This window comes from Segetibacter aerophilus (assembly GCF_007991655.1).
In the GTDB taxonomy this organism is placed as follows: domain Bacteria; phylum Bacteroidota; class Bacteroidia; order Chitinophagales; family Chitinophagaceae; genus Segetibacter; species Segetibacter aerophilus.
Genome location: NZ_BJYT01000008.1, coordinates 19272 through 42236, shown reverse-complemented (window position 1 = coordinate 42236; position 22965 = coordinate 19272). Strand labels below are relative to the sequence as shown.

Here is a 22965-nt window from a genome sequence, read left to right as displayed (position 1 = left end):
CGTTTGATCTGCGGTTTGCAAGAAAAATAGAGTCGTACCTCAGAGCCTATAAGTATAAGAGAGATGCTGAAAATACTTTTAGTGTATAAATAATTGGAGCTTGTTTTTAATATTAACACCAGGGCAATTTCAGTTTTTTGTTCAAAAAGAATAGGAGTTTTGAAAAGGATACATTTTTTATTCTTTAGCATAAAAACATACATCATGAAAAAATTAGCGGTTATAATATTATTGTCTCTACCTACTTATGCCTTTTCTCAAATGATTAATGACAGCACTTACAAAGCAACTTCGGGACAAGTGTTTACAAAAGGTCAACAGGTAAAAATTGGCTTGGGATCGAGAGACGATGGTTCGTTTAGATATATTGAACACGTAAATGCAAAAGGTGAAAAAGTAAGCGCTGATTTTGCAGCCCAACCAGTGAAGCTTTGGAGTGTAAGAAAATTAAGAAGCAAAGACACAGATGTTGTGTATGGCTTTTTTACTAATAACAAGAAAGTCTATAGTATCAAAATAGATGCGGCGTTGCTGGCGAAAGAGCTTCAATAAAACAGTTGACAACAGCAGTTTAAGCAATCTTGTAAAAAGCTGAATAAAACATCAATAGTACAAGTGAGTGACACAAGAATGCCAGGCTATGTTCCTCTGCCTGTAAAACAAATTGCCCTACAAATAGTAGGGCAATTAACCAGAGAGGTAAAATTAAAGATCGCTTATCTTCCGGCTCTTATAATGTCTGCAAAAACACCTGATGCTGTTACTTCTGCACCAGCTCCGGCACCTTTAACAACTAATGGCTGTTCAACATAGCGGTTGGTATAAAACAACACAACATTATCTTTTCCATAGAGATGATACAAATCGTGCTGCGGAGGAATTTGCTGTAGGCCAACCGAAGCCTTACCGTTGTTATAGGAAGCTACAAACTTTAATTTGTTGCCTGCAACTTTTGCCTCATTGTAAAGGGAGGCAAAGTGTGTTTCGTGTTTTCCCATTTCTGCATAAAAATCATCCACACTTCCCTGCATGCACGACGGCGGCATGAAGGACTTATTGGTGATGTCTTCCATTTCTAATTGTTCACCCGCTTCCCTGGCTAAAATCATAATCTTGCGCATTACATCTGTACCACTTAAATCAAGGCGCGGATCTGGCTCCGTGTAGCCCTCATCCTGTGCATCCTGAACTACCTGGGCAAATGTTTTTGAGCCGTCATAATTATTAAAGACATAGTTGAGCGTACCACTCAACACTGCTTCGATACGGTTAATTTGATCACCACTTCTTAAAAGGTCATTTAGTGTTCCGATTACCGGCAAACCCGCACCTACGTTAGTTTCAAAGAAAAACTGGGCATTATACTCTTTTGCCAAATCCTTCAGCTTTCTATAATATTCGTAGGGCGAAGAGCAAGCAATTTTATTGCAAGCGACAATTGAGATGCTACGTTGCAGAAGAGAATCGTAAGAATGGGCAATTTCACTATTAGCAGTAACGTCTGCAAAAACAGCATTACGAAGATTTTTAGATTGAATGGTTTCAACGAATTGCTGAGTGTTCATCTGTTCACCTTGTTGCAACTGCTCTTTCCAGTTTGACAGGTCAACACCTTCATCGTTGAAGTACATTTTTTTGCTATTTGCTATACTCACCACTTTAATCTGCAACCGCAGATGCTCCTGCAAATAGGTCTGCTGTTGTTTTATTTGCGCCAGCAATTTGCTTCCAACATTACCAACGCCTGTTACAAATAAATGGAGTTGTTTATAGCTCGTTTCGAAAAATTCTTCATGTAAAACGTTGATCGCTTTTTTTACGTCGTTTTTCGAAATAACTGTCGAAATGTTTCTTTCTGAAGACCCCTGCGCAATAGCACGAACATTCACGCCATTACGACCCAACGCTCCAAACATTTTACCGCTAATACCGGTGTGATTTTTCATATTATCTCCCACCAAAGCAATGATTGATAATCCTGCTTCTATAGATAATGGCTCAACTTTGCCGGTTTCAATTTCGTATGAAAAAGCGGTATCAATTGCCCTTTTCGCCGGTCCTGCATTTTGATGATCGATACCAACACAAATAGAATGTTCAGAAGATCCTTGGGTAATGAGGATTACATTAATTCTTTCCTGTGCAAGCGCCTCAAATAATCTCTTAGAAAAGCCTGGAATGCCTATCATGCCGCTTCCCTCAAGGCTAAGCAACACTATATCATTGACGCTAGAAATACCCCTGATGTTCTTGCCATTACTGCTACGGTTACTTTCTATTAAAGTCCCTTCGTCGGTAGGAGCAAATGTGTTTTTTATCCATACCGGTATTTCCTTTTTCATCACCGGTTGTATGGTTGGAGGGTAGATAACTTTGGCTCCAAAGTGAGAAAGCTCCATGGCCTCCTGGTATGAAATACGGGGGATAGCCTTTGCTGTTGGCACAAGCCTTGGATCGGCAGTCATCATACCTGAAACATCGGTCCAAATCTCCAATATTTGTGCGTCTACTGCTGCAGCAATAATTGCAGCGGTATAGTCCGAACCTCCTCTTCCTAATGTGGTTGTTTTACGATTTTCATCGAAAGCAATAAAGCCCGGCAGGACGGTGACACCATGATCGGTATTGCTGAAGTAGGCAGCAATCAATTCATTAGATACCGCAAAGTTTACAGTTGCATTTGTGTGGTTATTATTGGTTGTGATGAGATTCCTCGCATCCTTCCATTCAGCATCTAGGCCGATTGAAGAAAGCCTTGCAACCAGAATTTGTGACGATAGTAATTCGCCGTAGCTCACAATGCGGTCTTTCGTTGCTGCTGATAATTCTTTCAATAAAAAAATACCGTTGCAAATATCCTCGAGCTCATTGCACTGGGTTTTTACATGACTTAGTATCCTGCTCTGCTGGGTAATAGGCACAAGTGCTTTAACTGTTTCCATGTGCCTTGCTTCAGCAACGTGTAATTTATCTTTATAAGACTCATCACCCTGTGAAGCAAGCATTCCACATTCCAACAACAGATCCGTCATTCCACCCAATGCCGAAACAACCACGATCACTTTTTCTTCTGTTGACTTGTGCTGTATTATGCTTACAACTTTTTCGATGTTTTCCGCATTGGCTACGGAACTACCACCAAATTTTAATACTTGCATGAACCTTGTTTTTGGAATAAATAATTTTTAAATAGAGAACACCTGAAGCTCGTTATAGCAACTAAATGCCCACTGGTAATATGATGAAGTACAACCCCTAAAGGGTTGATGTAACAGTAGTGATAACAGGTATAAGACATGATAAAATACCTGGTGATTTGAAAGAAATAATATGTATTTCCAGGAATGTCAAGAAAATTTATTAGCGGGCGTAAGATAGTAAAATTCTATTTCCCATGTTTTTTGTGCTTATATCCAACAGGGATACTTGCATAACTCCCTGCTGCACCTGCAGTTCTTTTACCGCAACTTTCCAACAATAATACTTGTACAATTAGTCGGGCAAGAAAACATACAGACCTGAGTTCCAACTGTTTCAATATTTGCAAAAGCGGGGATTAATGTTTAAGTTAAAGGATCGATTCCAGCACTAGTAATAAAACCACATGAAGCATGAGTAACAATAGCGTAGAAAGTCAAATAATCAAGTTCGACAATAATAATAGCGCAACGGCTCTTCTGGTACAAAGTAATACGAGCGTAACAGCGATTGTTGGTAAACTCGACAATCTCATTCCTTATACGAAAGTGATATTGGTTTTAGGTGGAGCAGATGAATTGGAAGCGACGGATACAAACAGGCTCACCCAATTATTTGGGCTTGGGATTGCCCGGGCAGCAGTTGAAGCAAGTGCGGTAATTATAGACTCAGGTTCGGGGAAAGGCATAACATCAATGATGGGTGAAGGTGTGGCAGCAAGAGGCTATAAAACATCAATTATAGGAATTGCGCCTTTTGGTGCAATAAAAGATCAAACTAATCAACCTGATATTTCATTACTTGAACCAAATCACTCCCATTTTATTTTTGTAGAAGGCGATAAAAGGGGAAGTGAAACATCGTTAATGTTTAAGTTAGCGCAAGCCCTTGCCACTCCTTCTGACAGCATAGGCAATAGCCAGGACGCTCCAAAATCAAAGAGTAACATAGTTCCTGCAATTGCGATTTTAGCTGGTGGAGGGCCCATTGCGAAACAAGAAGTCTTAAGGGCTGTTCGTCAAAACCTTCCACTTATTATTATAAAGGGAAGTGGTGGAGTGGCGGACGAAATTGTTGCTGCAGCAGAAAGAAAAGATCCATTGAAAGAAGACCCCGTGATTGCAGAAATCATTGCCGACGGAGAACTGCACTTCCATAATTTGACGAAACCTGTTAAAGGCATTGAAAGATTAATCATTAGAGAACTGGGAATTGACAATGTTCTAATGCAAGCGTGGGACACTTTTGCGTATTACGATTACAATGCGAAGCTGCAGCAGAAGACGTTTAACAGAATGCAGTTAAGCATTTTGTTTTTTGGCGTGTTTAGTACAGTATTAGTTATCTCTCAGCAGGTTTTTGCTCCGCCCGATCTAAACGAACCAAGTCGCCTCTTGTCAGCAGATAATTTATGGAAGACGAAACAGTATGCCTGGTGGCTGCTACATTATGTATTGATATTTATTCCAATACTGCTAACTGTATTAGTTACCGCGGCCAATAGGTTTAAGCAAGGCTCCAAGTGGCTGCTCTTGCGCGCGGGAGCCGAGTCTATAAAGCGTGAAATATTCAGGTATCGTACAAGAGCCATGTACTACAACGAAAAGCCCGAACAACAGTTAGCGCAACGCATAGAAGACATCACAAGAAGAACTATGAGAACGGAAGTAAATTCTTCCGCGCTAAAACCTTACAACAAGGATGAAAAAGATAAGTCCTTGCCGGCAAACATATTTTCTGGTGAAGGAGATGGTAAGGATGATGGATTTAGTTACCTCGTTCCCGACAGGTATATTACCATCAGGTTAAATGACCAGGCAGAGTTCTATAGGAAGAAAACAATAGGGCTGGAACGACAACTAAATTTACTGTCATGGTTAACATTTATCATAGGCGGCGTAGGAAGTTTTCTTGCCGCAGTAGGTTTTGAGGTGTGGATTGCTGTAACAACTTCGTTGGTGGGAGCATTCGCCACATTTCTTGGCTATAAACAAACAGAACGTACGTTGATGAAGTATAACCAGTCGTCGACCGACTTGTCAAATGTAAAAGCCTGGTGGAACGCACTGTCGTCAGAAGAACAGTCTGATCAAAAAAACATAGACTCGTTGGTTGAGCATACTGAACAAGTGCTGCAAAGTGAACTTGATGGATGGATCCAACAAATGCAAAACGCTCTCGCAGAACTGAGAGACAGTCAGAAGAAATATGAAAAAACAGGAAAAGAGGAAGATGCAACAAAAGTTACGCAAGAGGGGCCGTTTAGTAAAAGTGCCTCGCCTCCTGCGGAGATAATCGCGAGGGAAGAAGCGACATCAAAAAAGGAGGGTGAGGCAGGACAGCCGGAAGTTATTCGAAAGGCAGAAATTGAAGAGAACCAGCAACCGCTGGAAACCGAAATTGGAAAAACAATTATATCGGCAGATGGAACTGTAAAAGAACAGGAAGAGGCTGTTGACGCTGAAGCGGAGCCTGAAGAAGAGAATACAGATTCTGAAATGCAAAAAGAAAAGCCTCAGCCTGCTGGACCCATTTAATAATTTTCTCCTTTTTGGTTTTTTATGCTAAATAGATCAAAACTAAATAAAGCACCAGCAGCGTCTGCTGGTGCTTTTGATTTCTGGATTTCTGCAGACTCTTAGTTGAACAAGTTGACACGTCTTTTTTCATTTTTCCTATCTCTTTGCTGAAAATACCACCTTCCATATTTGAGTGGAAATCAAAAATTACCTTGATCTTTACTTTCACTATAATGATTTATTTAACAAACCGGAGGTGCCATGCCAGATGAAATAAATTGGAAACAAAGAATTGAAAACCTGGAAACAGATAAAATAAAATTTGCAGTAACAGATATTGATGGAGTTGTTAGGGGAAAGATTATTAGCAAAGCAAAACTGCTGAAAGGATTAGAGGAAGGCCTGGGATTTTGTAACGTGATTTTCGGTTGGGATATAAATGATGTGGTTTATGACAACACAAGTGTGAGTGGCTGGCACACCGGCTACCCAGACGCAATCGCGACTATTGACGTCGATACCCTTCGCAATATTCCCTGGGATGATAATACCCCCTTTTTTCTTGCAGACTTCAGTAACTCAAAAGATGTTAGCGCTGCATGTCCGCGCACACTTTTAAAGCGGGTAAGACAACAATGTTTGGATCAAGGTTTTAATCCGCAGTTTGCTAAAGAATTCGAATGGTTTAACTTCAGCGAAACATCCCAATCTCTTAAAGGCAAAAACTATTTTAACCCCGAGCCTTTTACAACTGGCATGTTCGGTTATTCTATCCTCCGCTTATCGCAGAATAAAGAATTCTATAACGATCTCTTTAAACTCCTTCAACAATTTAAAATACCGCTTGAAGGTTTGCATACAGAAACCGGTGATGGTGTGTGTGAAGCTGCTATTGACTATACAGATATTTTGGAAGCTGCTGATCGCGCAGTTTTGTTCAAATCTTCGGTAAAAGAAATCGCGTCAGGTCACAATTTAATGGCTTGTTTTATGGCTAAATGGAGTAGTGACTTTCCTGGTTGTAGTGGACATATACATCAAAGCTTATGGAACGTAGAGAAGAATACGAACTTGTTTTATGATGACGCGGATGAGAACAGAATGAGCGAGTTGCTGAAGCACTATGTAGCAGGCCAATTATATTGTTTGCCCCACATTTTACCAATGTATGCTCCGACCGTAAACAGTTACAAAAGATATGTTGAAGGAGCCTGGGCATCGACATCTGTGAGTTGGGGGATGGAGAACAGGACTACTGCTTTACGTGTGATTAATCACAACAGTAATTCTATGCGTCTTGAAACGAGAGTACCCGGAGCAGATGCAAACCCGTACCTCTCCCTCGCAGCGAGTCTTGCAAGTGGCTTGTATGGAATTGAAAACAAACTATCTCTTGATACTGCCAGCACAAAGGGAAATGAATATGCGAACGAATTGAACCAGCAATTTCCTAAAACATTAAAAGAAGCCACAGATGCAATGAAAGCCAGTGACCTTCCGGATAAACTGTTTGGAGCAGGCTTTGTCGACCATTTTATCAAAACAAGAGAATGGGAATGGAAACAGTTTACACAAAAGGTTACTGATTGGGAATTGAAGCGTTACTTTGAAATTGTTTAGGTGAGTGGTGAGTAGTCAGTGGTGAGTGGTGGAACAAGTAGGTTTCTTTTACTCACATCTCACAACTAACAATTGACAGTACAAGTGAGTGACACAACGATGACGCTACAAAGAGCAACTGCCGGTAACATAAAAATTAATCACACAAAATCAGTCTCATTTACTGATATGCCTTTTATAGATTTTACAGCGATTATTGAAGAAGCGTGGAAAGCATATGATGATACCCGAGAGATCATACGAATAGTTGACATTAGCGCAAAAGTTTCTACCAACCATGTGTACAGGGTAACTTTTACTGATGGCAATTTCATTATTGCTAAAATGTCTTACTTCGGCCGGTTTGAACATTTTGTAGAGGATCACAGCATAATAGATACGCTTTCTAATAACCTGCCGGCCCCTTTTGAAAACTTCCTGGCCCGCGCACTTGCAAAAGGAAAAAACCTTTTTGTTTACCGCTACAAGGATGAAATCTTAGATGCCTGGGTCGTCTTTTACCGGCCAATTGCAATTAAGAAAAGACTTCCGAAGCGCTTAGACGAAAGTCAAATCGTAAAACTTGCAGTTCAACTTGCGCTGTTTCATAAGGCTTGTCATAATACACGCAATACACTTCCGCCGTCTTCTAAAACGCTGAAGACTGATATTGACCATTTGTTACAGATTATTGAAACAGAAGAAGGCCGCTTTGAACATCGCATGCACCTGGATGAAATAAAAGAGCATTCGGAAATATTTCTCCAAAACACTCAAATACTAAAGTCACCCAACTTTGACAAAATACCTGTGTTTGTTGACTGGAACATCGGAAACTTCTCAGTCACATCTTCCTTACGATTATATTCCCGCTGGGATTACGACTGGTTTAGAATGGGGTCCCGCATGCTGGACTTTTATTTTTTAAGTCGTGTTGTTTCAGACGTCGGCGACCGCACTGCTTTCAGTTATTATATCGGTCCATTAATGGAAGAACGCTTCTTATTTTTTATAAAAGCTTATCACGAAGTATATCCATTGAAAGAAGCAGAAGTCAGGTTTTTAAAGGAAGCTTATCGCTTCTTTATTTTAAACTACGTCATCAAAGACGGCCGTTTCTTTTTCCATGAATTATTTGCAATCAAACTCCAGAAAGAAGCGTACGAAATTTACCTGCCTTCAATTGAAAAAGAATTTAATGCAGACATCATTTTAAAAGCTTTAAATCTCTAACCTTACTATCGATGGAAATACAACCTTTTTTACCGCTGGCAGAAAAATTCAGAGCTGTTTTCTTGGACTCTTACGGAGTTTTAAAAAATTACAAGGGATTGATCGACGGCGTGCAAGACACCATTGCCAAGTTGCGAGAAAAAGGGATTGCCATACGCATACTCACCAATGATGCGTCGCGTAGCCAGGAGCAGCAGATTGCCAGTTTTGCGAAGCAGGGCCTTCATGGTTTTGAAACCTATGAAGTGATTACTTCCGGAATGATGGCTAAGCACTTTTTACAGCACAAAATTACCGAGGGCAAAATTGCTTATCTCGGCACTGAAAATTCCGCCCACTATATTCTTCAATCGGGGCTCGAGCACATTGCTGTTAAAGACGTTGATCTTAACAACGTCAAAGACATTTCAGCATTCGTTTTTCTCGACGATGAAGGCTTCGATTGGAACACCGAAATCAATAAAACTGTAAACCTGCTTAGGCGTAAAAACATACCTATCATTGTCGCTAACTCCGACAAACTCTACCCCGTTTCTAAAAATGATGTAGCAGTTGCAACTGGTGGTATTGCCCGTTTGGTTGAGAGCATGTTGAACAAGAAGTTCATCCACTTTGGCAAGCCTGATACGCAAATGTTCACCTATAGTTATAACAGGCTGAAGCAACGACTAGGTCCATTCACTAAAAAAGAAATTCTAATGGTGGGCGATAACCTGAATACTGATATTTTGGGAGGTAACAAATTTGGTATTAAAACTACGCTCGTACTTTCTGGCAACACAAGCGAGGAAAATGCCCAGCAGCAAATCAACGCATCGGGAATTATCCCCGATTTCATTTGTCGTTCTATTATTGATTAAACCATTCAATTTGTTGAGGCAATGTAAAAGACTACAACCTTTTTTTGAATTCCGCTTTTCAACTTTCCTCAACATCGTTGTGTCACACACTGTTACTTTCATCTCTTTATTCGGCTTTAGATTTTGCCGAACAACAACAATCCTCAAACATATTAAAATTATTTTTATTTGTTTTACTTATTCAGCTTAAAGGAAAATTAAGGAGGGTATTTGCAGAAAAAATCTCTTTTTCTTTTATTTTTATTAAATTCGCACCAGAATTGTTTAAAAATTTATAATTTCTAACTTAAACTCTTTATGTCGTTAGTAAAACTTGAGTACATCTGGCTCGACGGTTATAAGCCCACCCAAAGCTTACGTAGCAAAACTAAAATTGAAAAAGATTTTAGTGGTAAAGTGGAAGATTTGCCTAACTGGTCTTTCGACGGTTCTTCTACCGAACAAGCGCCAGGAGGATCTTCTGACTGCGTTTTGAAACCAGTATACGTAGTGAAAGACCCGCAACGAAAAAACGCTTACCTGGTAATGTGTGAAGTGTTGAGTGCCGGCGGAACACCTCATCCTAGCAATGGACGTGCTCTTATTCAAGACGATGACAATGATTTTTGGTTCGGTTTCGAGCAGGAGTATTTCTTGTGGGATACTGCAACCAACAAACCCTTAGGTTTTCCTGAAGGTGGTTACCCAGCTCCTCAAGGACCTTACTATTGTGGCGTTGGTGCAAACAATGCTTTTGGAAGACACATTGTTGAAGAACACCTGGACGCTTGTATTGAAGCTGGTTTAAACGTTGAGGGTATCAATGCTGAAGTTGCCGCTGGCCAGTGGGAGTTTCAGATTTTTGCAAAAGGTGCTAAACAGGCCGGTGACGAAATTTGGATCGCTCGATATTTACTTGAAAGAATTGGTGAGAAATATGGAGTTTCAATCAACTGGCATTGCAAACCATTGGGTGCTTTAGATTGGAACGGTTCGGGTATGCACGCTAACTTCTCGAATGGTGTTTTAAGAACTTGCGGTAGCAAAGAAACTTACGATAAAATATGTGAAGCTTTCCGTCCTGTTGTGAAAGAGCACATTGAAGTATATGGAGCTGATAATCATTTACGTCTTACCGGTAAGCATGAAACCGCATCTATCCATGATTTCTCTTACGGTATTTCTGATCGCGGGGCATCCATCCGTATACCTTTAGCTACAGTAGAAAGAGGTTGGAAAGGATACCTGGAAGATCGCCGTCCTAACTCTGCTGCAGATCCTTATAAAGTTGCGGCTGTTATTATCAAGACTGTGAAGTCTGCTGTTGTTTAGGTTTTAAGTTGATTTGAAAATATCTCTAATTTAAAAGAGGTTGCTTATCGCAACCTCTTTTTAGTTTGAAGCTATTTCGTTGTATTTTTTGATATAGACATAAAAAATCCGGTCAATGTTACTTGCCCGGATTTTACGATATCTAGAATTTACAAACTAACCCAATCAATTATTTTTTTGTGTAGATTAGATCCCTCAAATTATTCAAATCTCTTAGAAACTATATACTGCAGCCAATAAAAAGCCGGCCGTTCCTTTGGATGAATTTCCGTTGCTTTTTGTAAAAATAGATTTTGATGCGTTGTCTATTCTGAATTCAGGGATAATTCTAAAGTTATCTATTTTAATGTTTGCAGAAAGCGTCGATGCAAATATATCAGCTCCACCGCCGATTGTCTTTAATCCATATTTTTCGTCGTTGAAGTATTCATTTCTCCATGTTAAGCCAAAAGCGCTTGTCGGGTCGTAATTAAGATACACAGCAGAACCCCACCATTTTTTACTTTGTTTTGCTTCTTCATCTTTCACCGTCTGAATAGTGCCGTTGTAGCCAACACTAAATTTTGGGCTGATCGTTCCTAATACCACAAGGTCAAACTGATTCAGACGAGACGCGTTGGGAGACATTCTTTTAGCTCCAAAATATCCTTGGTAGTTTAGGTACGCCTTTAATTTGTCGTCTTTTGTGCCCGTGCTGAATTGAGCAATGAGCGTTTTTGTAGTTGAAGTTGTGGTAGTATAATCGGTCGGGTTGGCAACTCCTATCATAAAACCTGACTTACCAAAAGTAAAATCAGTTCTAAGACCGGTGTGAAAGAAAGGACCATTTGTAAACATGTAAGACATGCTATAGTTTCTATTGCCGGCTGCATCAACTAATTCATAACCAACGTGAGTTGCCCACTTTCCCATGGTAAACTTTACATGCGACGAAGGTGAGTAAGTGACATAGGCCTGTTTAATAACCTGCATTGTTTTGCTATCATTATAAGAAAATTCTTCAGCTCTTCTACCAAAGCCGAGATCTGCAACAAAGCCAACTTTTCCAATAGAATGTTCGGCTTTAATTGAGGCCATGTTCAATTCAAAAGAATTCTGGCTATTAGTAAAGCTTGTATAATTGTTATAGGGAGCGGATTTAGGCTCGTTAAAGTTATACCTGTAATAGCCGTCAACAGATCCGGACAACTTAAAAGAAGAAACTTTTAGAGTGTCTTGCGAGTATATCGACGAAATGGAGGCCATGCATAGGCCCGTTAGCAAAAATTTTTGTAACATTGTTTTGGTTTTTAGTATTAAGAAAGGGTACGGTTAGAAGCTTTTGGAGAAGCTTTTAGTAAAGCCGTACCTTATTTTTTACATATTTCCACTCTTAGATAGTGGTTAAATAATAGCTTTTTGTTGAATTGAATAAAGCCGTACAAGAGTGCGACGCAACAAATGGAGAAGATTGTACCAGTCTTTGGCCTATAAATAATTTCAATTAATAATAACTTAAGAAGAAGTGCTAATCCTGAACCATCTCTTCCTTTAGCGTACCGTTGTCATGTACAAGCAAAGTACCCTGCATGTATTTTTCATCGTGCTGACTTGCATCGAGACCTAGTTCCTCTTCCTCTGAACTAACTCTAAGCGGTAAAATAAAGTTGATGAATTTGAAAATGCCGTAAGAAACAATGAAACTATAGGCTACCACAATTGCTAAGGCCTTTAACTGGGTAATTAGAAATGCGCCGTTACCATATAACAAGCCATTTGCTCCGGCATTGTTAACAGTAGTAGTAGCAAATATTCCCGTCATAACCATACCTACCATACCACCAACGCCATGACAAGGAAAAACATCTAAAGTATCATCTAACCTGGATTTTTGCTTATAGTAAACTGCAATGTTTGATACGATAGCAGCCAGGAAGCCGATAAAAATACTTTGTGGAATTGCCACATAACCTGCAGCAGGAGTAATCGCTACCAATCCTACAACTGCGCCAATACAGAAACCTAATACTGATGGTTTTTTTCCTCTAAGTGCATCGAAGAACATCCATGAAAGTCCTGCAGCCGCGGCAGCAGTATTTGTTGTAGCAAATGCAGAAACAGCAAGTGCGTTAGCACCTAGCGCTGAACCGGCGTTGAAACCGAACCATCCAAACCAAAGCAAACCGGTACCAATCAAAACATAAGGAATATTTGCAGGTGGGATTTCTTTGTGATCAAGATGAACCTGGCGACGCTTTAAAACCAAAGCTCCAGCCAAAGCAGCGCAACCAGCAGAAATATGTACAACAGTTCCACCAGCAAAATCTAGGACTCCCATTTTAAATAGGAATCCTTGAGGGTGCCACGTCCAATGTGCTATAGGCGCATAGACCAGCAAACTAAACAGAGCTATAAATAAAATGTAAGAAGTAAATTTTATTCTTTCAGCAACAGCACCTACAACCAACCCAGGGGTTATTATCGCAAACATTAACTGAAATAAAGAAAATAGTAAGAAGGGAATAGTTGGAGCTAATGACCACGGAGCACCTGATGCTACCCCTTTGAAAAAGAAGAAGGTAGTTGGATTACCGATAAAACCACCCACAGTATCTCCAAAACAAAGGCTGAAGCCTACTACTACCCATAAGATGCTGACCACTCCTGCAGCCGCTATACTCTTCATCATGGTGGACAACACATTTTTCCTGTGTACCATCCCTCCATAAAAAAAGGCTAAGGCTGGGGTCATTATGAAAACAAGGCAGGTAGCAACTATAATCCATGCAATGTCTGCACTGTTATACTTTCCTGCATCCGCAAAACTAGGGAGCGATGGAATAAAGATTGCCCCAATTGCCACTAGAGACAAAATAACAAAGGGTGTAACTTTTTTTAATGTGTTCGATTTCATAAAAACGGGTTCAAATTTTAATGAATAAATATTAACCTTATCCTTCTTTTTGTAAATTAATGCAAAAAAAATGAAATAGTAACCCGAAAAGAAGAAAAATTTGGACTGTTGTGAGAATATTTATATACATATTTTTATTTATAATGTTAATAGCGACTCTACTTTTGACCTTTTAGTCAACTAGTTGCAATTGCGCCCAAATAAAAAAGGAGCAGTAAAACTGCTCCTTGTATGAATTACAATTATTAGGTGTTTAATCAATCTAAAAACCGGCGAGATATTCATCAACTTTAGCTGCACACTCTCGGCCTTCAGCGATAGCCCAGACTACCAGTGATTGGCCACGTCTCATATCTCCCGCAGAAAAAACTTTTTGAATGTTTGTCTGATACATTTTTTCACTTGCCTTTACGTTGCCTCTGTCGTCTAACTCAACGCCTAATTCGTTTAGTAGACCTGCATGCTGGGGATGCAAGAAACCCATTGCAAGTAAGGCCAACTCGCACGGAATTTCTCTTTCGCTTCCCTGTATTTCTACAAATTGAGCAGGCCTTCCATCAGGGGTTAGTTTCCATTCAAGATCAACTATTTTCAGCGCTTTCAAATTACCATTTTCATCCCCGATAAATTCTTTTGTTGAAACCGCCCATTGTCTTGCGGCGCCTTCTTCGTGCGATGAAGTTGTTTTTAATACCATCGGATACGTTGGCCACGGCATAAATGGTGTTCTGGAAGCAGGCGGCATTGGCATTAATTCGAACTGAGTAACCGAGACAGCGCCATGACGATTAGAAGTACCTACACAATCGCTTCCTGTATCTCCCCCACCAATAACCACTACATTTTTTCCAGTCGCCGTCAATTCATTAATAGAAGGCCTATTGCTAACTCTTTTATTTTGCTGTTTTAGAAAGTCCATGGCAAAAGCAACTCCGTTAAGATCTCTGCCAGGAATTTTAAGATCTCTTGGAATGGTAGAACCGCCCGCGAGAACAATTGCATGATTATTTCTTAAAAGATCATTCATGCTTACATTTACTCCAACCTCCGCATTGCATTTAAATACAACTCCTTCCTCTTCCATTATTTTAAGCCTTCTTTCCACAACCCACTTTTCAAGTTTAAAATCAGGGATGCCGTAGCGAAGCAAACCGCCCGGGGTGTCATCTCTTTCGTACACAGTAACTGTATGACCAGCATAGTTAAGTTGTGCTGCTGCTGCTAAGCCGGCAGGACCAGAACCAACAACTGCTACTTTTTTGCCGCTTCTTACTATCCCCTTGAATGGCTGCACATAGCCTTTTTGAAATGCAATTTCAATTACGTGCTTTTCAATCTCTTCAATAGTAACAGCCGGTTGATTTATTCCTAAAACACATGAACTTTCACATGGGGCGGGGCAAATCCTTCCTGTAAATTCAGGGAAGTTGTTAGTTGCAGAAAGTATCTCGTAAGCCTCTTTCCAATTTTTGCGATAAATAGCGTCATTAAAATCAGGAATGAGATTACCAACGGGACATCCGTGGTTACAAAAAGGTATCCCGCAATCCATACAACGCGCTGCTTGGTGGTTTAACCTTTCCTCCTCGTATAAATGAACAAACTCATTGTAATCATGCAACCTTTCTTCCACTGGCCTTTTCTTTGGAAGCTCCCTTGTAAATTCTAAAAATCCTGTAGGCTTTCCCATATCTATTGTTTACTGATATTATTTTTTGGTAACAAACATTTTAACTTCCCCCGAGCTTTTCTTGCGTCGCACTTTTGGACATTTGGGGTTTTAACAACCGGCGTCTTGTCGCTAAGCGCCAGCTTTCAATCGTTAGTTGCAAGTTTGATAATGACTATTAATTAAAAGTTGTTGTTTTCAACTTTTTGAACCTGCTTGTGTTTTGCGTCGGACAATGCTTTTTTGTAATCTTTTGGAAACACCTTAATAAAGTTTCTAAGCTGGTTTTCGAAATCGTCTAACACAAATCTAGCAACCCTACTATTGGTGTACTTAAAATGATTATAGATCATTTCTTTTAATTCTGCATAATCTTCCTCCGAGACCGGGTCCAAGTCAACCATTTCTTTATTACAAAGAGTCGAAAAGGTGCCCTTTACATCGTAGATATAAGCTATCCCGCCGCTCATACCTGCAGCAAAGTTTCGTCCTGTATCACCCAACACCACTACTCGGCCTCCTGTCATATACTCGCAACCGTGATCCCCCACCCCTTCAACTACAGCAGTAACACCTGAGTTACGAACTCCAAACCGCTCACCGGCCTTACCTCTAATATATGCAGTACCTGAAGTGGCGCCATAAAAAGCAACGTTTCCAATGATGATGTTATCCTCGGGAACAAACGCTGCCCTTGAAGAAGGATAAACAATCAGTTTAGCACCAGATAAGCCTTTGCCAAAATGGTCATTCGCATCACCTTCAAGTTCTAGAGTAACGCCGTTAGTGTTGAAAGCACCAAAGCTTTGGCCCGCGGTTCCGGTAAACTTGAAATGAATAGTATCTTCAGGAAGCCCTTTTGATTGATAGAGCTTCGAAATTTCGTTTGATATAATAGTCCCGGCGGTACGATCTGTATTTTTTATTTTGAAGGAAGAGAACACTTTTTGTCCATTCTGCAAGGCAGGCTGTGCTGCCTCTAAAAGTTTCCAATCCAACACTCCCTCTAAACCGTGATCTTGCGCGTCCTGGTTGAATAAACCGGTTTCCTCGCTCGCCGGCTCCTTGTATAAAATTTTTGATAAATCGAGCTTGCCGTACTTCCAGTGTTTTACGTCCGTCCTTTGTTCGAGGCAATCTACCTGGCCAACCATTTCTTCAATAGTTCTGAAGCCTAGCTCAGCCATAATCTCTCTCAATTCCTGGGTAATGAATTTGAAGAAGTTAATGACATGTTCAGCCTCTCCTGTAAAGCGCTTTCTCAACTCCGGATCCTGCGTAGCCACACCTACAGGACAAGTATTCAGATGACACTTGCGCATCATAATACATCCTTCTACAATTAAAGCTGCTGTCGCAACACCCCACTCTTCCGCCCCCAACAATGTAGCAATCGCTATATCTCTACCTGTTTTTAATTGTCCGTCTGTTTGAACAACAACGCGGCTACGCAACTTATTTTTTACCAGTGTTTGGTGAGTTTCTGCCAATCCAAGTTCCCAAGGTAAACCAGCGTGTTTGATTGAAGTAACCGGAGAAGCGCCCGTTCCACCGTCGTGCCCTGAGATTAATACCGCGTCAGCTTTTGCTTTCACGACCCCTGCTGCAATCGTTCCAACGCCGGCTTTAGAAACCAGTTTTACACTTATTCTTGCTGCCCTGTTCGCATTCTTTAGATCGAATATTAACTGAGCAAGATCTTCAATGGAATAAATATCATGATGCGGTGGTGGAGAAATCAAACCAACGCCTGGGGTAGCGTGACGAACTCTACCAATCCATTCATCAACTTTGTGGCCTGGTAACTGACCTCCTTCGCCCGGCTTTGCACCTTGAGCCATTTTAATCTGAAGCTCTTCTGCCATGGTAAGATAATAGCTTGTTACTCCAAATCTTGCAGATGCAACTTGCTTAATAGCAGATTTTAAAGAATCTCCATTAGGTAGCGTTTCGTATCTTATTTCATCTTCACCCCCTTCTCCTGTGTTGCTTTTACCGCCTAAACGGTTCATAGCAATAGCCAAAGTAGAGTGAGCTTCGTGCGATATAGAACCGAAACTCATGGCTCCTGTTGCGAAACGTTTAAAGATCTTTTCCGCCGGTTCAACCTCGTCTAATGATATGGAAGGTCTATTTGGTTTGAACTGGAATAAGCTTCTTAAAGTACAAGCCTTCTCACTCTGCTCATTAACGTGTTTCGAGTATTTTTTGAAAGTAGCATAATCGTTCATTTTTGTTGAATACTGTAACAAGTGAACTGTCTGTGGATTGAAAAGATGGAATTCCCCTTTTTTTCTCCATTCGTATACACCACCTTCAGCCAGTCTTTCGAATGGTGTTGGCTTCTTTTTAAACGCTACAAAATGTTTTGCCAACGTTTCTTGTGCTATTTCATCGAGGCCGATACCTTCTATGCGTGAAGGTGCTCCCGTGAAATAATGATCAACGACGTGTTTATTAATACCAATTATTTCGAAGATTTGAGCACCTTGGTATGATTGTAAAGTAGATATTCCCATTTTTGAGAAAACCTTCAATAAACCATCATTGACCGCTTTTATATAATTCTTGACCAAATATTTTAAGTCAAGATCAGTTTGAATTTTTTCTGTCGCCTTTAAATCGTGAATAGTAGATAAAGCGAGATATGGATTAATTGCTGTAGCTCCAAAACCTATTAAGCAGGCATAATGATGGATTTCCCAGATGTCACCTGCTTCTACAATGATACCCACTTGGCCACGACATCCTTTGCGGATTAAGAAATGGTGGACAGCAGAAATAGCTAGCAGAGATGGAATAGGGGCATGGCCTGAGTCGATTGCTCTATCAGAAAGTATAATTAATTTAAATCCATCTTCAACTGCATCCAACGCATACTTACAAATTCTGTCAATACCTTTTTGCAATGAACCCGGGTTTCCATCGGCCCTAAAATAACTTTGCAAGGTTTTTCCCTGGAACATCCCTGTATCAATACTGCGGATCTTCTCGAGTTCGTGGTTTGTAAGAATTGGTTGTGCCAGCGCGACACTATGAGATGCAAGGGGATCTTCAATTAGAAAATTTCCATTACTTCCGGCAAAGGTTGCCAGCGACATCACTAATTTTTCCCTGATAGGATCTATTGGAGGATTTGTCACCTGCGCAAATAACTGTTTGAAATAGCTGCTAATGTGCTGCGGCCTATCGCTTAAAATAGCAAGAGGTACATCAGTTCCCATAGACCCAATTGGCTCTTTACCATCTAGAGCCATAGGTGCAATGATGTTTTCAACATCCTCAACTGTATATCCGAAGCTTTTCTGATATTTAAAAATCTGCTCATGTTCAAGCTCAGTAAATAGAACACGAGGCTCAGGAAGTTCTTCCAGTTTTATTTTGTACTTGTTGAGCCATTCGCCGTAAGGCTTTTGAGAACAAATTGTATTCTTTAACTCATCATCACTAATAATCCTTCCATTTTCCAAATCGACTACAAACATCTTTCCTGGTTGCAATCTTCCTAGCTCCTTAATCATCGCCGGATCAACGGGCAGTGTACCTGTTTCAGAAGCCATGATTACTCTATCATCAGTAGTAACACAATACCTGGAAGGGCGAAGACCATTCCGGTCAAGGGTCGCACCAATCATTTTTCCATCGGTAAACGAAATAGATGCAGGACCATCCCAAGGTGCCATAAAACTTGCATGGTATTCATAGAAAGCCTTTTTCACCGGGTCCATTAATTCGTTGCCGTCCCACGCCTCAGGTATCAGCATCATCATCACATGTGGAAGTGAACGACCTGTAAGGGTCAGCAACTCAATCATATTATCCAAACATGCAGAATCGGATTGACCCGCAGTGATGACGGGCAAAAGCATGTCCATTTCTTCCCGGCTAAAATAAGGCGTTGTAAAACCTTTCTCACTAGTCTTTAGCCAGTTAAGATTTCCCTGGAGTGTGTTAATCTCTCCATTGTGGGCAATGTAACGGAACGGTTGAGCAAGCTTCCATGAAGGAAACGTATTTGTAGCAAACCGTGAATGAACCAATGCAAATGCCGACACAACACGTCTGTCGTTTAAGTCAGGGTAATAATTGCGGAGCTGGGTACTCGTCAATTGTCCTTTATAAATAACTATTTTATAAGAAAGCGAGGCAAGGTAAAAACCTACAGCATCTTTTTTAACCGAGTTAGCAATTGTATGCGTGGCGTAATTACGCAAAACAAAAAGCTTTCTTTCAAACTCCTCAGGATTGGATATGTTATCCGGGCAAGCTATAAAAACCTGTTCAATCTCAGGCTCAACAGACAATGCAGAAGCACCGATGCCTTCCTGGTTTACAGGCACTTTGCGATAATGTAGTATCTCTAGTCCAAGTTTTTCTGCCGACCGATTAAAGATATTTCTGCATTCTTCTCTTAACGGTACATCCTGCGGAAAGAAAATTACTCCTGCAGCATATTTGCCATAAGCAGGTAAATGAACCCCTGTTTTAAGACATTCATCAAAGAAGAATTCATGTGGAGTTTGAATTGTAATGCCCGCGCCGTCTCCTGTATTATTTTCGCATCCGCAAGCACCGCGATGCTCCATGTTTTCTAAAACTGTCAATGCATCAGATACAGTCTCGTGAGATTTGTTGTTTTTAATATTAGCAACAAAGCCGATACCACACGCGTCATGTTCGAATTCGGGGGAGTATAGTCCAGTACCTGTCATAAAAAAATGAGGTTTTTAAATATGGAAATAATACTTAAGTAAAGTATTAAACTTTTGTACTGGCAAACAATCGTAGAGAAGCAATCAGGATAATGGAAATTATGTGTTTGAAATAGAGCTAATCGTTATAAATCTCCAGGCAATCAATGAATGTTCGTTTACACGAACCTTTAATCCTTTATATATCCCTCTTCAAAGAATGCCAATTTGTTTTCTACCAAATTTAATTTTCTTAGTAAGGCTAAAAACAATATTCTTATTATTCTTTTACAGTAGTGAGATTTAAAATAAAAAGCCACAACCCTTACTGATATTGCGTTTGAAAGCATTTTTTCTACGATGCCCAAGCTATCTCCTTTTCAGTTCAACGGCGAATCAAGCCCGCTACTTTTTAACTAGCCCGTAAAATCCAGTCGCCAACTTTCTCACAATTTGCTTTTTTTAAAAAATGCTTATTAAAACAATCAAAGAGAGAATGAAGAAAAGAGGAGTCACCAACATTCGGGCAAACCAGAAAATGACAAGCAAGAGACATAAGGATCTTGACATTACATGTTTCTACATTAATTTTGTCGCTGATGTTAAAGCCGCTCGACATATTAAAGGTTTCTAATCAAAATACTATTGACTCCTCGTTAGACCTGCTCTTTCAGAAAGAGCAAAGTATTCCAGATTCTATTCAATATTCAATTAAAAGGTATTATAACCAATTCCCGGAAGGGGCTGAAGATACTGGAATGATGGTTTATCATTTTCATACAAATCAACCCTTAAAAAATTATCTCGAGCTTCGATTTTGTACTATAGGTAACCGCTATTGCGAGGAAAGAAGCTGCTCAAAGTGTACGCAACTTCCAACTAATAATTGCAATGGAAAACAACATACGGTTGATGTTTACACCTTCCATTTCACGCACACTTTCTTAAGCCAGTTTACGCATAATATCAAACTTAGTAACAGGAAGGATGAGGTATTGGCTTTTAAACATCCATCTTCTTTTACTAAACTATTTCCCGTTTGCAATCGTAAAAGAACTGTTTTGGATTCCCTCCTAAATCACAGTTATAGTGGTAGCCTTGAGAATATTTTCATCAATGCAAAAATTCACGAGCTCTTGTTGTATAGTCTTGAGTGCCTCGTTGATGAGAAAGAGGAAGGTTTTTCGTGTAAGTTTTTAGCGAACGATCTTGATCGTGAGAAGATCCTCAATGCCCGTGAAGTTTTATTGCAGCATATCGGAGATCCGATTACAATTAAGGAACTAAGCCGAAAAGTTGCTATTAATGAATGCTACTTAAAGAAGGGTTTTAAAGAAATTTTTGGAACTACCATATTCGACTTTTACCAACAGCAACGTATGGAGCACGCAAAGTATCTCTTATACGAAAAAGGCCTAAGTGTTACCGACGTTTCCGCCTTGCTTGGTTATTCTTCCATTTCACATTTTTCTACGGCTTTCAAGAAGCACACAGGCTTAAAGCCCTGTGAACTTCTTTTGAAGTAATCTCATTTTACTATTCAGATCCAATAAAATCAGTTGTTGACCCAGCTTTTATCGTTTTTGAAACTTTTGTTGCGTCGCACTCTTGTACTGTATTTTTCTAAATCGGCTACTTAAATAGCTGCTAAACTTTCCTTTGCTGCTTTAACAGTTTCATCTAAATCCTGGTAAGAAAGTGCATTATTTAAAAACCAGCTTTCGAATGCTGAAGGAGGTAAATAGATACCCCTATCTAACATGGCATGAAAGAACTTATTGAATCTTGAATTGTTAGCCGCAGCCGCAGTTGTGAAATCAATAATTGGGTGATCACTAAAATGAATACTGATCATGGACCCAAATTGATTAATAACGAAAGGCTGGCCCCAGTCCTGCAAAACTTGCTGCAGCCCCTGTTTTAAATAAATTGTCTTTTCTTCGAGTTCTTTGTAAATGCCACGATTTTCCTTCAAAGTATTCAAAGTAGTATATCCGGCAATCATTGCTATGGGGTTTCCGCTTAATGTTCCGGCCTGGTAAACATTTCCGAGTGGAGCAATATGTTGCATAATTTCCTTCTTACCTCCAAAGGCTCCTACAGGCATTCCACCCCCGATTACTTTACCATAAGTGACCAGGTCTGCCTTTATACCTAATTTTTCTTGCGCTCCACCTGGCGCTAATCTAAACCCGGTCATTACTTCATCAAGTATAAAAACAATTCCTTCTTCATCACACAGTTGTCTTACGCCTTCAAGAAAACCTGGTTCTGGAAGTATACAACCCATGTTACCTGCAACCGGCTCAAGGATTATACATGCCACTTCACCTTTATTTTCAGCAACTAGTTGTTTGACTTGTTCTAAGTTATTGTAAGCGGCAACAAGCGTATCATTGGCAACTCCAGCAGTGATACCGGGCACCTGCTGAATATTAAAAGTAGCCAGACCGCTGCCAGCTTTTACCAAAAAGCTATCAGCATGGCCATGATAATGTCCTTCAAATTTTATCACTTTATTTCTTCCTGTGTATCCACGAGCCAAACGCAGTGCGCTCATACAAGCTTCGGTACCGCTGCTCACCATCCTGACTAAATCCACGTTTGGTACCATGCTTATTATAAGCTCAGCCATTTCAATTTCGAGTTCTGTTGGCGCGCCATAAGAGGTAGAGTAAACTGCACGTTCCTGAATAGCTTTCACTACAGGTTCATAAGCATGCCCTAAAATCATCGGTCCCCATGATGCTATGTAGTCGATGTAACGGTTTCCATCTGCATCGTATAAGTAAGCGCCTTTGGCTTTATCAATAAATATGGGCGTGCCGCCAACGCTTTTAAAGGCACGGACGGGAGAGTTTACTCCTCCAGGGATTGATTGCTGCGCGCGTTCGAACAATTGTTTGCTTTTTTCTATCATGCTAACTTATTTTACTACAAAGGCTCAAAGACGCAAAGTAACTGAAAGTCGTCTTGGTGCATCTTTGAGCCC

General features: G+C 40.2%; 13 protein-coding genes. 7 read left to right on the top strand and 6 right to left on the bottom strand.

Annotation, left to right across the window (positions count from 1 at the left end; genetic code table 11):
* The first annotated feature begins 204 nt into the window (after positions 1-204).
* Entirely contained in the window at positions 205-552 is a 348-nt protein-coding gene (locus SAE01_RS11645; protein WP_147203942.1) for a hypothetical protein, read from the top strand.
* A 164-nt stretch (positions 553-716) separates the two neighbouring features.
* Here the strand turns inward: SAE01_RS11645 and thrA are convergent, their stop codons facing one another.
* A complete protein-coding gene (gene thrA, locus SAE01_RS11640; protein WP_147203941.1) occupies positions 717-3158 on the bottom strand; it encodes a bifunctional aspartate kinase/homoserine dehydrogenase I in 2442 nt (813 codons plus the stop codon).
* 453 nt (positions 3159-3611) lie between these two features.
* Between thrA and SAE01_RS11635 the strand changes: the two genes are divergently transcribed.
* The 5 genes from SAE01_RS11635 (at position 3612) to SAE01_RS11615 (ending at position 10720) form a co-directional block, all read left to right on the top strand.
* Positions 3612-5735 (top strand): DUF4231 domain-containing protein, encoded by a 2124-nt coding sequence (locus tag SAE01_RS11635; RefSeq protein WP_147203940.1) that lies wholly within the window; start codon positions 3612-3614, stop codon positions 5733-5735.
* A 243-nt stretch (positions 5736-5978) separates the two neighbouring features.
* Positions 5979-7337 (top strand): glutamine synthetase family protein, encoded by a 1359-nt coding sequence (locus tag SAE01_RS11630; RefSeq protein WP_147203939.1) that lies wholly within the window; start codon positions 5979-5981, stop codon positions 7335-7337.
* An 84-nt stretch (positions 7338-7421) separates the two neighbouring features.
* The gene (locus SAE01_RS11625) at positions 7422-8549 is read left to right on the top strand and encodes a hypothetical protein (RefSeq protein WP_246113220.1); all 1128 of its coding nucleotides are present in this window, start codon (positions 7422-7424) and stop codon (positions 8547-8549) included.
* An 11-nt stretch (positions 8550-8560) separates the two neighbouring features.
* Positions 8561-9409, top strand: a complete 849-nt coding sequence (locus SAE01_RS11620; RefSeq protein ID WP_147203938.1) for an HAD-IIA family hydrolase — start codon at positions 8561-8563, stop codon at positions 9407-9409.
* 297 nt (positions 9410-9706) lie between these two features.
* The gene (locus tag SAE01_RS11615; RefSeq protein WP_147203937.1) at positions 9707-10720 is read left to right on the top strand and encodes a glutamine synthetase beta-grasp domain-containing protein; all 1014 of its coding nucleotides are present in this window, start codon (positions 9707-9709) and stop codon (positions 10718-10720) included.
* A gap of 213 nt (positions 10721-10933) precedes the next feature.
* Here the strand turns inward: SAE01_RS11615 and SAE01_RS11610 are convergent, their stop codons facing one another.
* The 4 genes from SAE01_RS11610 to gltB all read right to left on the bottom strand — a co-directional run bounded on the left by SAE01_RS11610 (position 10934) and on the right by gltB (position 19994).
* Positions 10934-11998 (bottom strand): outer membrane beta-barrel protein, encoded by a 1065-nt coding sequence (locus SAE01_RS11610; protein WP_147203936.1) that lies wholly within the window; start codon positions 11996-11998, stop codon positions 10934-10936.
* Positions 11999-12227: 229 nt separating this feature from the next.
* The gene (locus tag SAE01_RS11605) at positions 12228-13613 is read right to left on the bottom strand and encodes an ammonium transporter (protein WP_147203935.1); all 1386 of its coding nucleotides are present in this window, start codon (positions 13611-13613) and stop codon (positions 12228-12230) included.
* Positions 13614-13875: 262 nt separating this feature from the next.
* Positions 13876-15303, bottom strand: a complete 1428-nt coding sequence (locus SAE01_RS11600) for a glutamate synthase subunit beta (protein WP_147203934.1) — start codon at positions 15301-15303, stop codon at positions 13876-13878.
* Positions 15304-15464: 161 nt separating this feature from the next.
* Complete coding sequence (gene gltB / locus SAE01_RS11595) at positions 15465-19994, bottom strand: glutamate synthase large subunit (protein WP_147203933.1); 4530 nt, start codon at positions 19992-19994, stop codon at positions 15465-15467.
* Between the two features lie 578 nt (positions 19995-20572).
* On the opposite strand from gltB, the gene SAE01_RS11590 reads away from it, so the two are divergent.
* Complete coding sequence (locus SAE01_RS11590) at positions 20573-21499, top strand: helix-turn-helix domain-containing protein (protein ID WP_147203932.1); 927 nt, start codon at positions 20573-20575, stop codon at positions 21497-21499.
* A gap of 110 nt (positions 21500-21609) precedes the next feature.
* On the opposite strand, the gene hemL is transcribed toward SAE01_RS11590, so the two are convergent.
* Positions 21610-22893 carry a glutamate-1-semialdehyde 2,1-aminomutase gene (gene hemL / locus SAE01_RS11585; protein ID WP_147203931.1) on the bottom strand — a complete coding sequence of 428 codons (1284 nt, stop codon included), beginning with the start codon at positions 22891-22893 and terminating at the stop codon, positions 21610-21612.
* Positions 22894-22965: the final 72 nt, after the last annotated feature.

Coding starts and splice junctions, on each gene's coding strand:
- SAE01_RS11645 (WP_147203942.1), top strand. CDS start 205: ATGAAAAAATTAGCGGTTATAATATTATTGTCTCTACCTACTTATGCC.
- thrA (WP_147203941.1), bottom strand. CDS start 3,158: ATGCAAGTATTAAAATTTGGTGGTAGTTCCGTAGCCAATGCGGAAAAC.
- SAE01_RS11635 (WP_147203940.1), top strand. CDS start 3,612: ATGAGTAACAATAGCGTAGAAAGTCAAATAATCAAGTTCGACAATAAT.
- SAE01_RS11630 (WP_147203939.1), top strand. CDS start 5,979: ATGCCAGATGAAATAAATTGGAAACAAAGAATTGAAAACCTGGAAACA.
- SAE01_RS11620 (WP_147203938.1), top strand. CDS start 8,561: ATGGAAATACAACCTTTTTTACCGCTGGCAGAAAAATTCAGAGCTGTT.
- SAE01_RS11615 (WP_147203937.1), top strand. CDS start 9,707: ATGTCGTTAGTAAAACTTGAGTACATCTGGCTCGACGGTTATAAGCCC.
- SAE01_RS11610 (WP_147203936.1), bottom strand. CDS start 11,998: ATGTTACAAAAATTTTTGCTAACGGGCCTATGCATGGCCTCCATTTCG.
- SAE01_RS11605 (WP_147203935.1), bottom strand. CDS start 13,613: ATGAAATCGAACACATTAAAAAAAGTTACACCCTTTGTTATTTTGTCT.
- SAE01_RS11600 (WP_147203934.1), bottom strand. CDS start 15,303: ATGGGAAAGCCTACAGGATTTTTAGAATTTACAAGGGAGCTTCCAAAG.
- gltB (WP_147203933.1), bottom strand. CDS start 19,994: ATGACAGGTACTGGACTATACTCCCCCGAATTCGAACATGACGCGTGT.
- SAE01_RS11590 (WP_147203932.1), top strand. CDS start 20,573: ATGTTAAAGCCGCTCGACATATTAAAGGTTTCTAATCAAAATACTATT.
- hemL (WP_147203931.1), bottom strand. CDS start 22,893: ATGATAGAAAAAAGCAAACAATTGTTCGAACGCGCGCAGCAATCAATC.